General features: G+C 53.1%; 11 protein-coding genes and 2 tRNA genes. 9 read left to right on the top strand and 4 right to left on the bottom strand.

Features of this window, described 5'->3' with window-relative positions; genetic code table 11:
* Positions 1-21 precede the first annotated feature (21 nt).
* Entirely contained in the window at positions 22-396 is a 375-nt protein-coding gene (locus tag EUZ85_RS22310; protein ID WP_127972075.1) for a hypothetical protein, read from the top strand.
* Positions 397-443: 47 nt separating this feature from the next.
* Here EUZ85_RS22310 and EUZ85_RS22305 read toward each other — a convergent pair whose 3' ends face one another.
* Both EUZ85_RS22305 and EUZ85_RS22300 read right to left on the bottom strand, forming a co-directional pair.
* Positions 444-1226 carry a TatD family hydrolase gene (locus EUZ85_RS22305; RefSeq protein WP_127972073.1) on the bottom strand — a complete coding sequence of 261 codons (783 nt, stop codon included), beginning with the start codon at positions 1224-1226 and terminating at the stop codon, positions 444-446.
* Positions 1227-1310: 84 nt separating this feature from the next.
* Positions 1311-2522: an EAL and HDOD domain-containing protein gene (locus EUZ85_RS22300; protein WP_127972071.1), complete on the bottom strand. Its 1212-nt coding sequence runs from the start codon at positions 2520-2522 to the stop codon at positions 1311-1313.
* Between the two features lie 248 nt (positions 2523-2770).
* Here EUZ85_RS22300 and EUZ85_RS22295 point away from each other — a divergent pair.
* The 5 genes from EUZ85_RS22295 to EUZ85_RS22275 all read left to right on the top strand — a co-directional run bounded on the left by EUZ85_RS22295 (position 2771) and on the right by EUZ85_RS22275 (position 7111).
* Positions 2771-2846: transfer RNA gene (locus EUZ85_RS22295), tRNA-Glu, on the top strand.
* Positions 2847-3104: 258 nt separating this feature from the next.
* Positions 3105-3180: transfer RNA gene (locus tag EUZ85_RS22290), tRNA-Glu, on the top strand.
* Positions 3181-3405: 225 nt separating this feature from the next.
* The gene (locus tag EUZ85_RS22285) at positions 3406-4356 is read left to right on the top strand and encodes a cation diffusion facilitator family transporter (RefSeq protein WP_127972069.1); all 951 of its coding nucleotides are present in this window, start codon (positions 3406-3408) and stop codon (positions 4354-4356) included.
* Positions 4357-4730: 374 nt separating this feature from the next.
* Positions 4731-5555: a hypothetical protein gene (locus EUZ85_RS22280; protein WP_127972067.1), complete on the top strand. Its 825-nt coding sequence runs from the start codon at positions 4731-4733 to the stop codon at positions 5553-5555.
* A gap of 104 nt (positions 5556-5659) precedes the next feature.
* Entirely contained in the window at positions 5660-7111 is a 1452-nt protein-coding gene (locus tag EUZ85_RS22275) for an RICIN domain-containing protein (RefSeq protein ID WP_241566829.1), read from the top strand.
* Between the two features lie 242 nt (positions 7112-7353).
* On the opposite strand, the gene EUZ85_RS22270 is transcribed toward EUZ85_RS22275, so the two are convergent.
* Positions 7354-8040: a hypothetical protein gene (locus EUZ85_RS22270; protein ID WP_127972061.1), complete on the bottom strand. Its 687-nt coding sequence runs from the start codon at positions 8038-8040 to the stop codon at positions 7354-7356.
* A 464-nt stretch (positions 8041-8504) separates the two neighbouring features.
* Between EUZ85_RS22270 and EUZ85_RS22265 the strand changes: the two genes are divergently transcribed.
* Positions 8505-9728 (top strand): RICIN domain-containing protein, encoded by a 1224-nt coding sequence (locus EUZ85_RS22265; RefSeq protein WP_127972059.1) that lies wholly within the window; start codon positions 8505-8507, stop codon positions 9726-9728.
* A gap of 87 nt (positions 9729-9815) precedes the next feature.
* Here the strand turns inward: EUZ85_RS22265 and EUZ85_RS22260 are convergent, their stop codons facing one another.
* A complete protein-coding gene (locus EUZ85_RS22260; protein WP_127972058.1) occupies positions 9816-10607 on the bottom strand; it encodes an alpha/beta fold hydrolase in 792 nt (263 codons plus the stop codon).
* A gap of 321 nt (positions 10608-10928) precedes the next feature.
* On the opposite strand from EUZ85_RS22260, the gene EUZ85_RS22255 reads away from it, so the two are divergent.
* Both EUZ85_RS22255 and EUZ85_RS22250 read left to right on the top strand, forming a co-directional pair.
* The gene (locus tag EUZ85_RS22255; protein ID WP_127972056.1) at positions 10929-13358 is read left to right on the top strand and encodes an acyl-CoA dehydrogenase; all 2430 of its coding nucleotides are present in this window, start codon (positions 10929-10931) and stop codon (positions 13356-13358) included.
* Between the two features lie 138 nt (positions 13359-13496).
* Complete coding sequence (locus EUZ85_RS22250) at positions 13497-14147, top strand: hypothetical protein (protein WP_127972055.1); 651 nt, start codon at positions 13497-13499, stop codon at positions 14145-14147.
* The last annotated feature ends 4 nt before the right edge of the window (positions 14148-14151 follow it).

Below are 14151 nucleotides of genomic sequence, written 5' to 3'. Positions count from 1 at the left end.
TTAGGAATGGAGGTGCGTTCTATGGCTGATAATACCGTAAACAGTTTGGCGACCAGTTCTTTGCAGCAACTTGATGCAGGGCGGGCGCGAGAACGTGAGCAAACCCGTCAGAATGTCGATAATGCGCAAACCCAGGTCCGGGAGACGCCCGCCGTTGAGGTGGAGCTTTCTCAGGAAGGCCGGGAATTGAGTCTGGCGAACAGTCAACAGGTTAACGCCTCGACTGAGACGGAGCGGACTCAAGGCGCTGCTGAAAACGCCGCACCTACGGCGAATTTGGCTGAAACGGAAGAGGATCAATCACCGCCTCCCCGTGAGAGCGCTTCGCAGACGACTCGACAGTTTGACCGGACCGCTAACGAAGCACTGGGTACCGTTATCGATATCCGATCCTGACGAGTTCACGCTGACGCGGAACCGCATAGCGGACAATTCGCCGCCGCTTAACCCGTTTGGAACAGGCGGCGGGCGTTTTCCGCTGTGTATTCGCGCACGTCTTCTTCCGTCTCGCCGCGATACAGCGCCACTATACGAATCACTTCTCGCACAAGCCATGGGAAATTAGTGTTATTGCGCGGACGCGGTTTAATACTTCTCGGCATAAGAAACGGACTGTCCGTTTCGACGAGAAGTCTGTCGCGGGGAATCTCTTTAACCAAATTCACCAGATCGCCCGCTCTGCGTTCATCGCATATCCAGCCTGTTACGCCAATGTGTAACCCCAGGTCTAAATAGCCAAAGAGCGCCTCCCGGGTTCCGGTGAAACAATGCGTCACACCATGCTCGAAGCAATTCCGGTGCGCCCTGAGTATTTCCATTTGGCGCGTGTAGGCGTCTCTTTCATGGAGATAAAGCGGCTTCTGGAATTCACGGTTCAATTCAAGCTGAGCCGTGAACGCCCACTCCTGATCTTCGGGAGTGGAAAAGTTGCGGTTGAAATCCAACCCCATCTCACCCACTGCGACCACATGAGGTTGCTGAAGCAGGGACTTCAAGGTTTTCAGGCCTTCCTGATCTAGAGTCTTGGCGTCGTGAGGGTGTACGCCTGCGGTGGCGAAGACATAACCAGGATGCTCTTCGGCAATCTTTGCAGAGGCGAGGCTTTCTTTAACGCTGGTTCCAATAGCGATCATTCCCTCGACCCCACGGTCGCGGCTGTCGTCCAGCAACTGCTGTAACTTTCCTTTATAGCGGCCATTGGTCAAATTGACGCCGATATCAAACATGCTTAATGAAATCCTGTAAAACAAAGCGCACATAGTAAGCGTCGAAGCAGGATTTTTCCATGTGTGAAGAGGGTGGGGGCTGGGTCAGGCTCTAAATGCGGATTGTTCGTTAGCCCACAGAATCGCCTGGCGGTAGGTGGCGCTGATTTCTCCGCTATTGAGATTCATCTTTTCCAGCAGGTTCCAATGGATGGTGTCCAGTTTGCAGCGCTCGTACTGCAAGGTGGTATGTAACGCCAGCCCTGGTTTGCCTTTCATTTTTACCAGGGCGTCACTGACTCTCTCGGAAAGAGGGAGCTTGTTCAGTATCTCTTCCATGGGCATGTCAAAAAAAGCTTCCAGGCAGGAAAACAGGCCGACGGTGAAATAAAGGTCGGCGGCCTGGGGCTCTATGGACTGGGCTATAAGCTCGCACATGCGGGCGCGAATCAATGCGATGGTGATCAGCGCTTTAGGTTTATCCTCAATGTTGGACAGCGCCAACAAGGTCGCCCAGGACTTGATGCGGCTGATCCCCAGCAGCATGACGGCCATATGAATGGACTCAATCGTCCGCGGACGCCGATAGGCGGCGGAGTTGACCAACTGCAGCAGCTTTACGCTAAGAGAAGGGTCGCTGGTGATGGTTTTGATGATCTGGTCTATGGAAAGCGTGGGGTTTTGCACTTTGGCGATCAACTCCATCACCGCCATTCGGTTGTGCGCCAGTTTGCGCCCAGTGATGATTTCCGGCTTGCTGAAGAAATATCCCTGAAACAGGTCGCATCCTAAGTCACGACAGTATTCAAAATCTTCATGAGTCTCTACTTTTTCCGCCAGCAGGGTGATGTTCAGGCCTTTTAGGTGTGTGACCGTCTGCTCTAACCTGTCTTTTGGAATTGCGGGAAATTCAAGCTTAACGATGGATACATATGGCAGGAGTTCGTCGTACTTGGTGCCTGGGACATAGTCGTCGAGAGCGAGGGTGAAGCCGTTCTTGCCCAGGCGGATGATCGCCGTCACGATTTCATCAGTTAGCTCTATGGTCTCCAGTATTTCAATAACCAGGAGTTCTTTAGAGAAGGGGGGCGGCTGCATTAAAAGCGTTTCTGTGAAGTTTACAAATGCTTTTGCGCCGCCGGTTACCTCTCCGATAGATATCTCTGTAAAGGCGTTGAGCAAAACTTGAGAGGTGGCTGCATTGCCGTCGAATTGAGCCGGCTGTTCATTTGAGCGAAACAACAGCTCGTAACCTACTATCTCTTTTGTTGCGTTAACAATTGGCTGGCGCGCCAGAAGAATCTGCTCAACGGTCATTCATCGCTCCCAAAGCGGGTACGTCACAAAACAGGGAAACCTATTTGAAGTGTAGACTAAATGCCGCTGCGGCTGCGTAAATTTACCCACTACTCTTGCTGCTATGGGAGACCGTTCGCACAGAAGAGCCGAGGGGTGGCCGAAAAGGGAAATGAAATCGCCCCCCTCATGAAAAAATTAGAAATTAGTGTTTGACAGGTATGGGCGGCTTCCATAGAATGCGCGCCATCTCACCGAGATGGTGTTCCGTCCCCTTCGTCTAGAGGCCTAGGACACCGCCCTTTCACGGCGGTAACAGGGGTTCGAATCCCCTAGGGGACGCCATATTCTAAAAGCCCTGCATCGCAAGATGCGGGGATTTTTTATGTTCTTCGAAAAGTCCTTGTTTTTCTCTTCTCTAAGTCTCTGTCCCTATTAGCATCCATTTATATATACGTTAAGTTTACTTTCGTTACAGGATCTTTCGCTTCTCTGTCTATCAAGTTGCTCACATCCACATGGACACTACATTAGTAAGATTAGTGTTTGACATGAGTGAGCGGCTTCCATAGAATGCGCGCCATCTCACCGAGATGGTGTTCCGTCCCCTTCGTCTAGAGGCCTAGGACACCGCCCTTTCACGGCGGTAACAGGGGTTCGAATCCCCTAGGGGACGCCATATTATTAAAGCCCTGCATCGTAAGATGCGGGGCTTTTTTACATCCTTTCCAAAAGAACTGAACTCCTCTCTTCTTGAAGACGCCGGCTTGCGCTAATTAACGGTAAGTAGTTGGATTTGCTTGTATCGAATGGCATTATCCCGGTTCAGCCGCTGTCAACTTGTCAGCCCATTGCGAAATGATACTGGCGCGGGGGTTCCTCCGCAGCGCCAAGGCGAAAGGATATGTCGCACTCAAGTTCTCATCAGCATGATCATCACGCTGGTCATGCGCATCACCATGGTCACTTTCACGGAGCCTCCTCGAACTATAACAAGGCCTTTGCCTGGGGCGTGGCGCTGAATCTTGGGTTTGTCGTGGTGGAGGTGATCTATGGACTGATCGCCGATTCGTTGGCGCTGATCACTGACGCTGGGCACAATTTAAGCGATGTGCTGGGTTTACTTCTAGCCTGGGGCGCTTCCTATCTGGCGACGCGTTCGCCGACCTCCCGACGCACTTACGGATTTCGCCGGGGAACAATTCTGGCCTCCCTGTTAAGCGCGATTCTTCTACTGCTGGCGTTGGGAGCGATCGCCTGGGAGGCCGCCCACCGAATCAATCAGCCTGTAAGGGTGGATGGCATGACTGTGATTGTCGTGTCGCTTATTGGCGTAGTTATCAATACTGCGACGGCGTTGATGTTTCTGAGTGGTCAAAAGCACGATCTCAATATCAAAGGCGCATTTCTGCACATGGCGGCGGATGCCGGCGTATCTTTTGGGGTGGCGGCGGCGGGAGTCATTATTATGTTTACCGGCTGGTTGTGGCTTGATCCGGTGATCAGTCTGCTCATTGTCGCCATCATCCTGTTTGGGACCTGGGGGCTGTTTCGGGATTCGCTTAATCTCGCCATGGACACAGTGCCTTCTCATATCAATCCTGATGAAGTGGAGGCGTTCTTGCGCAGCTATGCTGGCGTAACGGATATCCATGATCTTCATATCTGGGCGATGAGCACCACGGAAGTTGCGCTAACCGTTCATTTACTTATTCCCAATCAATCTGTGGATGACGTCTTTCTCGGGGAGTTGGCGCTTCAATTAAACGAGCGCTTCCGTATCGGCCATTGCACCGTTCAGGTCGAAAGAGGGGACGGAGCGTCCTGTCATTTGGCTCACCCTGGTAGCCTGTAATCCTCACAGAAATCACCATTCTATTTTCACTCGTAAGGTCTAGGCCAAAGAGAGTCGCCTACAAGTCCTAGCTTATTTGGGTGATATTCATCCTTTCAGACCAGTGATAAGTTCTTCCGTATAACGACGGCATCACGACTGCGCGAGTGTTGTTATGTGTTCTTGCGGCAGATTTCCGAGTGCATCCCCCCGTTCACTTTGGTCATCTGCCTGCTTTGAATCATAATATGAAAGCGCTTTCATAAAGATGGGTGTGACGCACGTCGCAAATTTTTGATTTAAAAGGTTTTTGGTCCTGTACCGCAAGCCTCCCGACGGGGAGGCGTCGTCATTTCGGTTACAGGCTGTGCGCACTGATCAGGAGTCAATCGACCATGAAAAAAACACAACTATTAGTTTGGGGCGCGGTAATCGGCGGTTTATGCGCTGTGACTTACCAATTTATGCCTGGCGGGGATAGCGCGACGACGGCGCAGGAGCAACAAGCCGCCTCCGGCGCTCAGAATTCCGCTACAGCGTCGCCCGCGCAATCAGTTCAATCCTCACAACAGGCGGCTTCCAAATCGGCGCCGGGCGCAGCGAAGGACTCAGAACCGGAGCTCCCCGATTACGCCATGAGCAATGAAGAATATCCCTCCATTGAATTTCGTATGACGGAAATTGAAGCTCGCCGCGATGGGCGCGCTTTTGATCAGGAAGAAGTCGTACGTGCGATGTGGGAGCCCTCCGCATGGAAGAGTGATGACAGTATCGCCGACCAGCTCGAATTGAGCGACGCGGACCGTTTTGACGGCCGGGAATTTATTCGCTTCAGCCCGATGAAGCTGGAGTCCCTGATGCCTGGGGATGAGATGGAAGTGCCTGTGCTGCCGCAAAACGCGACATATCAAATGGTGGTGGATCGGGTGGAGTCTCATGGCGACGGCAATGTCACCTGGTACGGGCATCTGAAGGATTTCGAACAGGATAATCAGGTTTCTTTTACCCGCGGAGAAAATCTTACCTATGGCGGCGTCACTACCCCGGAAGGGTTGTATGTCGTTGAGGCCCGTGGCGACAAAGGATGGATCGTCAATAGCGGCACCTTGTTCAAAGGTGAAGATTTGCACGTTGAAGTACCCGAACTGGCGGATGTGAATAAGGCCGATGAAGGAACGGCGTCTCCGGATCAAAGCACCGGCGGGCCTATCGCTCAATAAGGATAAGCGTTAGCGCCCGGGGTAGGAGGCCAGGTCGCACAGTGGCTGGCTAAAAAAAACAGACAGAGAGAGTAATAACGATGAAAAGGAAATTAACCGGAAGTATGTCTAAATGGTTGTCCTGCTTGACTCTGGCGGCTGCTCCCCTGGGCGCGCAGGCTGTGACAGTGGATATTATGGTGGTGTACGACGCCTATTCCGCAGGACGCTTTGGCGGCGAACCGGCAACGGCCATCCGTAGCTGGGTGGACCAAGTTAACGCCATGTATCAAAACAGCCAGATAGACGTGCAACTGCGTTTGGTTGGCGCTTTCGCTCATGAAGAAAGCGGTTCCAGCATGGGAGAAGTGCTGGGCAACCTGCGTGTGGATAACTGGGTTATCCAGAAGCGCGAGGAAGTTGGCGCGGATTACGTTACGCAAGTACATAAAACCGGTTCCTGCGGCGTTGCATACGTCGCTGTACATAAGGATTGGGCGTTCAGCGTCACAGGTCCAGATTGTGGACCTCAGGTACTGGCCCACGAAGTCGGACATACCATGGGTCTTAACCACTCCCGTCGTCAGGGCGATCAAAGCGGATCGCGCTATCGTTACGGTCTCGGCCATGGCGTTGATGGCGTTTTTGGCACCATCATGACGTATGAATGGCTGTTCAATGCGCCGAAAGTCGCCAAATTCTCCAACCCGAGAGTGCAGTGCAACGGTCTTCCCTGCGGCGTGCCGGCGGGGCAGTCGCAAGAGGCGGATGCGGCTCAGGCGATTAACAATGTGCGTAACGAGATCGCTGCGTTCAAGCCGACCAAAACCGACGGCGGCAACACTTCCGGCGACAAAGTGTCTGTATTCCAGCATTACAACTACGCGGGTTACAGCGCGGCGTTGGGCGAAGGCCAGTATCGCCTGAGCGACTTGACCTCCCGCGGCGTTCGCAATGATGATCTGTCCTCAGCCCGCGTGCCTTCCGGCATGGTATTGGAACTGTATCAGCACGATAACTTCGGCGGCGCAAAAACCGTTTATACCTCAGATGTATCCGGCTTCCCGCTATCCGGCGTGAATGACACGACTTCCTCGATTATCGTCAAGAAAAGCAGCGGCGGCGGTCAGAGTGGAGCGCAACCGGTTGATAACGGTGTATACATGCTGCAGGCCAAACACTCCGGCAAGTGCGCGGACGTCTACGGCGGCAAGCAGGAAGCGGGTACGCCTGTGATCCAGTGGAGCTGCCACCAGGGCAACAACCAGCGCTGGAACTTCACCCACATCAAAGATGGGTACTATGAAGTTAAAGCCGTGCACAGCGGCAAATGTCTGGATGTCTCCAACTCAAGTAGAAGCAACGGCGCCACGGTGCAGCAATGGTCCTGTAATGGCAGCGCAGCTCAGCAATGGAAAGCAGTGGACAACGGCGACGGCACGTTCCGTCTGGTGTCTGGCGTGAGCGGCAAAGTGTTTGATGTTAAAGAAGTCTCAACGGCTAGCGGCATGGCTATCCATCAGTGGGACTGGGTTGGCGGCGACAACCAACGCTGGTATCTGAAGCGCGTGAAGTAAGCGTTTTGATATTCAGTTATTGAAGAAATCCCCTGGCGCGCTTTGACTGGCGGCTGGGGGATTTTCGTTATGGAGTGTGCGTTTATCTGATTGTTCGAAATGGGAGTTACTTTCCAATTATTAATCAGGCAGACAAATAGCTTCCTTCTATTTGTCTGCAACGACAGGGCCTGCAGGCCCTGTCTCCCGCGGCTTAACGCCGCGCAGGCGCGTCCATGCGCCTGATGATTAACATGCCAATATCATTGCCATGTTAATAGCTGGATGTCCATCGAGTTTGCGAAGGTCGCAAGAGTGGCTTTGCATCCAAACTGAGAAAACAACATGAGGGCGATGTCACTCGCACTGGCCGACTTTAAGCTTGCTGGAATAGTGTAAGGCCAGGGGCTGTTTAGGGCGTGGGTCATTATCAGGGAGTGAATGTTTTGCCTGAGCAGGTTGGGATCATCTGTATCCGCCGCCACAATGCGATCGAGTATTAATTCTGAACCGGTGTTCTGATAGTGGACCTTGTACATGAGAACAGAGGTCCAGCTCCTTACGAAATAAAACCACTCGCCGAAAGCATAAATATCCCATTTTACGTCCATGGACTCGGCTTTCGACACAATTCCTTCGAGCTGTTCTCCGCCATGTCGGTAGTGGATGTCACAAGGAATTTCTTTGCCGCCTTCGATAACTTGGTCAATGTACCGCCTGCCATCGTCGGCACGGCTGGCTACATAGTTTTCCGCGATGGATTTGTCGGCGGTAGTGGCGATAATTTTTAAAGTGATGCAGCGAATATCCAAAATAGGCGCGTCAAATGGATTACCTTCGCCTACTTCGATCCATACCGGCTGTTCAAGAGAGCGGGTATCGACATGCTCGGCTTCGCTCTTTTTCTCCCGTTGTTTATTTGTACTTTTGCGTTTAAAGAATTCGAACATAGTTTAGTACGCCTTTTATTCCTATTTTCACTAACCAGTACTAGTCATTATAGGTCGATGTGCTTGGTTGGCGTTTACTCTAAAACATCGCAATCGACAGGGAGTAAGACGCCTCGTTTTGTCTAAAAAAACGGCAAATACTTATTATTTGTGATTGCCTCCTCAATTTAACGATTTTGATAACGTTTATGTAACGCGAGAATTAATAGGCCTATTTGGGTTTATATAGGTAATTTTGTTTTAAATCAGTGGCTTGGGATATTTGTAGGCTCTAAGTACTAGCTGCTTTAGGCGATGGTGGATAAAAGGCTCAAATGATAGGTTTTCTGCGCCGTTGACGTTCCGTCGAGTTCTGGTTTGTGATCTATTTTCCGTTTTCCACGCTGCGGAAGTCCTATCCGGATAATAACGAAGTTCGTTATCGGGAAACTCCCATAAATGGAGCAGGAAAGTTGGTATAAAAAATGAAAAACAGCCTCAAAAAAATTCTGGCCGCGGGCGTTCTCGCCACGGCTGCATCCACTTCCCAAGCCGTCACCGTCGATCTGATGGTGGTGTATGATTCTTATACCTCAAGCTACTTCAAAGGCGATGTAAACACCGCTGTGCGTAACTGGGTCAGTCAGGTGAACAACATGTACGCCAACAGCCAGATTGACGTGCAACTGCGTCTGGTTGGCGCATACGCCCATGAAGAAACTGGCTCTAACATGACGGAAGTGTTGGGCAACCTGAGAGTGGATTCCTGGGTAAATCAGAAGCGTCAGGAAGTGGGCGCGGACTATGTGACTCAGTTGCATCGCACCGGCTCCTGCGGCGTGGCTTATGTCGCTGTCGACCGCAACTGGTCATACGGCGTGGTAGGACCAAGCTGCGGACCCACTACGTTGGCGCACGAACTCGGCCACACCATGGGGCTGAACCACTCCCGCCGTCAGGGCGACCAGAGTGGGTCGCGTTATCGTTATGGCCTGGGGCATGGCGTTGATGGCGTATTCGCCACGATCATGACTTACGAGTGGTTGTTCAACGCTCCTAAAATCGCCAAATTCTCTAACCCCAACCTGCAATGCAACGGTTTGCCTTGTGGTGTTGCGGCGGGCGCCTCCAACGAAGCGGACGCAGCACGCGCTATCAACAACGTGCGCAGCGAAATGGCGGGCTTCATGCCTACAAAAGTCGGCGGCGGCAACCCCGACGGCGGCGATAACAATGGTGGGGACAATAATAACGGCGGCGACAACAACAATGGCGCTTCCAATATTTACACCATGAAAGCCAAAAACTCCGGCAAGTGCGCGGACGTCTACGGCGGCGATCGTCGCGATGGCGCATCCGTCATTCAATGGAGCTGTCACGGCGGCAACAATCAGCGCTGGCAGTTTATTCACCTGGGTAACGGCGTTCATCAGATCAAATCCGTGAACAGCGGCAAGTGTCTGGACTTGTTCGGCGCGAGCCAATACAACGGCGCCTATGCCGGTCAATGGACCTGTAACAGCTCCAACAACCAAAAGTGGCAGGCGTTCAAGAACAGCGACGGAACTTATCGTCTGATCGCGGTTCACAGCGGCAAAGCGCTGGACGTAGACGCTGCGGGCGGTACCTACAATGGCGCAAGGCTGCGTCAGTGGGACTGGGTTGGCGCAGATAACCAGCGTTGGATTATCACCAGCGCAGGTCAATAAGCCTCTACTGGCTTACCCAAGCTAGAAAAATCCCCGCGAATGCGGGGATTTTTTGTTTCAGTCAAACAAGCTCAAGTCTATAACTGCCTAATTCTGGAACCGCGCCAGAATCAGATCGTTGATTTCCGCCACATGAGTAATCGGCGCCATATGACCCCAGGGCGTCTGCTTGAATTCAAGGTTGGGCAGACTTTCCTTCAGGCGTTCACTGATGCGCCGGGATGACAGCGGGCTCTTCTCGCCCGCCATCAGGTAGGTGTTGAATGGAAAGCTGGCGTAATCCTGCAGTCGGGTGGGCTCTTCTATTAGCGCCTTGAAGTCCAGCGCCACTTTTCTGATCTGTCCGCTTAGCGCGTTACGAATATCTGAGGGGTAGCGTTTGAATGCGCCCGGGCCGGACCAGTAATCAATAAACTGCTGAGTCGCCGACATATCGTCGTTTTGCGCGAGGGTCCGCTCCAACCCTTTTACGACTTCCACAATCTCCAGAAATGCCGGCTCCTCGGGCGATAGCAGATGAAACGCGACCGGCTCGTAGATGGTCAGGCTGAGAATGCGTTCGGGGTATTGCGTCGCAAACCGCAACGCCGTGGCGGCCCCATAAGAGTGACCGACTACATGTAGTGGGGCGCTGTCCTGCTGCTCTTGTTCCAACACGGCGAGGACGCGATCCACTTCGTCCTGCAAGCAGAAGCGCTCCGCCAGCTCGGCCGGATAGGGAGCTTCGCCGTACCCCCATAGATCCACCGCCAGGGTGCGGTAGTTTTCCTGCAGTTGGCTGGTGAGCATTTTCCATTGAGTTTTGGAGCTCATTGAGCTGTGCAGGAGCAATATAGGCTGGCCGTCACCGCCAACCTTGTATCCAGTCAAAGACTGCATGGTGACCTCGCAATTTCCACAATGTTTTATATTTATTCAATCTCGGGTTCTATCCATGAAAATTCCGCGTATATTACCTATCTGTAAGGAAATATTGATAGTTAAAACATTATCTCCCGAGTATTACGTGTTACGGTAATTAATACATAGGATTTATTCGGAAGTGCAGGTTTTTAAATGAATTTCCGGATTATTTCCAGATTAGAGGACGCGGTTGAACGCGCTGTGAACGGCATAAACATCGTTCCCATGGCGGATATATAACCCATCCCGCCGGCGTTCAGTCCTTGGTTGAGTTCGCAAAACCCCAAGGAGGAGAACATGACCGTTTTGCTTCTGTTACTGGCGGCGTTGGCGTTGGCTTATTTCGGCGCTGGCGCGTTGTCCTGGACAGTCCTTTTCACTATCGCCGCTCTGGCTTTCTCGTTCACCGATCCCGGTTTCGCCGGTTTGTTGGTCGTCTGGGGGCTGTTTATCGCGGCGGCGGTGCTGCTTAACTCCTCTTCGATACGACGGCGGTACGTCACCGCGCCGATTCTCGCCTGGGTGGGCAAGACGCTGCCGGGCATTTCCGATACCGAGAAAGAAGCCATCGAGGCGGGTACAGTCAGTTGGGACGGTGATTTGTTCACTGGCATGCCTGACTGGAACAAGCTGCTCGCGATGAGCAAACCCACCCTGACCAAAGAAGACAAAGCCTTTATCGACGGACCGGTGGAGCAATTGTGCGAAATGCTCAACGACTGGGAAATTACGCACCAACGCTATGACCTGAGCCCGGCGACCTGGAAATTCATCAAGGAAAATGGCTTCTTTGGGATGATCATTCCGAAAAAGTATGGCGGACTGGAGCTGTCCGCGCTGGCGCATTCCACTGCGGTGATGAAAGTCGCCACCCGCAGCATCACTGGCGCTGTGACAGTCATGGTGCCCAACTCGCTGGGGCCGGGCGAGCTGCTGCTGCATTACGGTACGGAGGAGCAGAAGGATTACTACTTGCCCCGTCTTGCCAAAGGCGAAGAAATTCCCTGCTTTGCGCTGACGGCGCCCAAGGCGGGTTCAGACGCCGGCGCTATCACTGATAAAGGCATTGTCTGCAAAGGCGAGTGGGAAGGTAAGGAAGTCATTGGTCTGCGTCTGACCTGGAATAAGCGATACATCACCCTGGCGCCGGTGGCGACTGTGTTGGGGCTGGCGTTTAAAGTCTATGACCCGGACCATCTGATTGGCGATGAAGTCGAGCGGGGCGTCTCCTGCGCCCTGATTCCCACCAGTACTCCGGGCGTAAAAACCGGCGCGCGCCATTTGCCCCTGAACACTGTGTTTATGAATGGGCCAACTTGGGGCGAAGATGTCTTTATTCCCATGGACTTTTTGATCGGCGGCGAGAAATACATCGGTAAAGGCTGGGCGATGTTGATGAACTGTCTCTCCGTGGGACGCGCTATTTCGTTGCCGGCGTTGAGCGCCGGGGCGGGCAAACTGTCCAGTCTCACCAGCGGCGCCTATGCCCGTATTCGTGAGCAGTTCAACCTGCCGGTCGGGTACTTCGAGGGCGTGCAGGAAGCCTTGGCGCGAATTGGCGGGCTGACCTATCTAATGGATAGCGCCAGAGTGATGACGGCGGGGTTGCTGGATAATCACGAAAAACCTGCGGTGCCTTCGGCCATCTTGAAATATCACAACACTGAAAAAATGCGCGCTGTGGTCGGCGCGGCGATGGATGTGCACGCCGGACGGGGCGTTATCAAAGGGCCGCGCAACTACATCGCGCGGGTATACCAGGCGATTCCTATCAGCATCACGGTGGAAGGCGCCAATATCCTGACTCGCAGTCTGATGATCTTCGGGCAGGGGGCCATTCGCGCGCACCCTTATCTGTTGCAGGAAATGGAAGCGGCGCAGAATCCGAACAAAGAAAAAGCATTGGACGAGTTCGATCATCTTTTCTTCAAGCATGTGCGGCGCAACTTGCAGCTCACGGCGCGATCGCTGGTATTGGCTTTGACGGGGAGCACGGTTGCGTCAGCGCCAGAATCGGCGAGGGAAACCAGACCCTATTTCCGTGATATGACGCGTCTGGCGGCGGCGTTTGGTCTGGTCAGCGACGTGACGCTGGCTTCCCTGGGCGGAGAACTGAAGCGGCGCGAGATGATTTCAGGGCGACTGGGCGACTGTTTAAGCTATCTCTATCTGGGTTCAAGTGTCTTGAAGCGTTTTCATGATGATGGCTGTCCTAAATCAGACGCCCCGCTGATGCACTGGGCGATGCGCTACTGCCAATATGAAATTCAGAATGCGTTGCATGAAGTGCTGCGCAACTATCCGGTGAAGGCGCTGGGCGTGCTGCTGAGACCGCTGGTGTTTCCTTTGGGGCGCCATTACGAGCGCGCCGACGACGCTATTTGCCGTGAGATTGCGGAGATGTTGCTGCACCCCTCTGAAGCCCGAGACAGGTTGGTGGACGGTGTCTACCGCAACACTCGTCCAGATGATCCGGTAGGCCGAATCGAAAACGCCTTCCTGAAAAAAGTTGGCGTGGCCAGCCTGGAGAAGCGTATCAAGAAGGCGATTAAAGCCGGAGATATTCCGGATGACGATCTATACGCCATGTTAGAGGCCGCGGTGAACAAGAAAATTCTCACCACGGACGAGGCGGAGCGCTATCGCGAAGCAGAGGAAGCGGTGGACGACGCCATTCAAGTCGACCATTTTGATCCTCACGAGCTACCCGTGACGCAATCTGACTAGTTTCCCTCCACACCGGGCCGGCGTATTTTACGCCGGCTTTTCTCAGGCCTTCGCCATGGCTTGAATGATATTCCCTTGGATAGTCGCTCTGCGTTTGTTATGAATACCGTTTTCCAGCAACGCAACAGAGAGACGAGTGTGAAAACCTACGAAGATATCCTCGACGCCATGTACGCGTTATACGACGACGCTTTCGCCAACGCGCTTCCCGTCAAAGAGAACATGAGAAGCCTCTGGAGCGAACCTGACAGGCTCGATTGGATCGCGATAGGACAAGAACAGGAGAACTGGTATTTGAACTTCGCCTGCGGGGAGGCCATCGCCGAGCACACGTCCGTTCGCGGATACTTGTCCAATGCAGCGGAATATCTGGATAAGGACAGATCCCGCGGCGACGAACTATTGGACATGGTCCGCTACGAGCTGATTGACTGGACGCCATTTGAAGAGGAAGACGACGTTAGCGACGATCAGGACGAGATGAATGAGTTCATCATCTTCAGCGCCCTGAATCTGGTCGCCGCGAAACTGCGCAAAGAAAGATTACCCCAACTTACCATCACTCTGGCGGACCCATTGGAAGTGACCGTATTCGACGACATCGAAGCCTCCAACTTTGACGCATCCGCCCCTCAATACAATGGCGAAGCGCTGACCAGGAAAGACCTGCTGGAAATGCTGCCAACGCTCTGCCGTGAACAGTCACACTGGGACTACCTGACAACGCTACTCAAACTTGATCGCAAAAACCGCGAGAAAGCGCTTGTGATTGCTGAGAGGTTTGTTTGACCAG

The organism is Hahella sp. KA22 (assembly GCF_004135205.1).
GTDB lineage: Bacteria > Pseudomonadota > Gammaproteobacteria > Pseudomonadales > Oleiphilaceae > Hahella.
Note: the sequence above shows the minus strand (reverse complement) of the source record. Positions and strands in the feature narration are given on the sequence as shown.

What these genes read in the sequence shown, in the direction of transcription:
- EUZ85_RS22285 (WP_127972069.1), top strand. Translation starts at nt 3,406, where the DNA reads ATGTCGCACTCAAGTTCTCATCAGCATGATCATCACGCTGGTCATGCG.
- EUZ85_RS22280 (WP_127972067.1), top strand. Translation starts at nt 4,731, where the DNA reads ATGAAAAAAACACAACTATTAGTTTGGGGCGCGGTAATCGGCGGTTTA.
- EUZ85_RS22300 (WP_127972071.1), bottom strand. Translation starts at nt 2,522, where the DNA reads ATGACCGTTGAGCAGATTCTTCTGGCGCGCCAGCCAATTGTTAACGCA.
- EUZ85_RS22275 (WP_241566829.1), top strand. Translation starts at nt 5,660, where the DNA reads ATGTCTAAATGGTTGTCCTGCTTGACTCTGGCGGCTGCTCCCCTGGGC.
- EUZ85_RS22255 (WP_127972056.1), top strand. Translation starts at nt 10,929, where the DNA reads ATGACCGTTTTGCTTCTGTTACTGGCGGCGTTGGCGTTGGCTTATTTC.
- EUZ85_RS22305 (WP_127972073.1), bottom strand. Translation starts at nt 1,226, where the DNA reads ATGTTTGATATCGGCGTCAATTTGACCAATGGCCGCTATAAAGGAAAG.
- EUZ85_RS22270 (WP_127972061.1), bottom strand. Translation starts at nt 8,040, where the DNA reads ATGTTCGAATTCTTTAAACGCAAAAGTACAAATAAACAACGGGAGAAA.
- EUZ85_RS22265 (WP_127972059.1), top strand. Translation starts at nt 8,505, where the DNA reads ATGAAAAACAGCCTCAAAAAAATTCTGGCCGCGGGCGTTCTCGCCACG.
- EUZ85_RS22310 (WP_127972075.1), top strand. Translation starts at nt 22, where the DNA reads ATGGCTGATAATACCGTAAACAGTTTGGCGACCAGTTCTTTGCAGCAA.
- EUZ85_RS22260 (WP_127972058.1), bottom strand. Translation starts at nt 10,607, where the DNA reads ATGCAGTCTTTGACTGGATACAAGGTTGGCGGTGACGGCCAGCCTATA.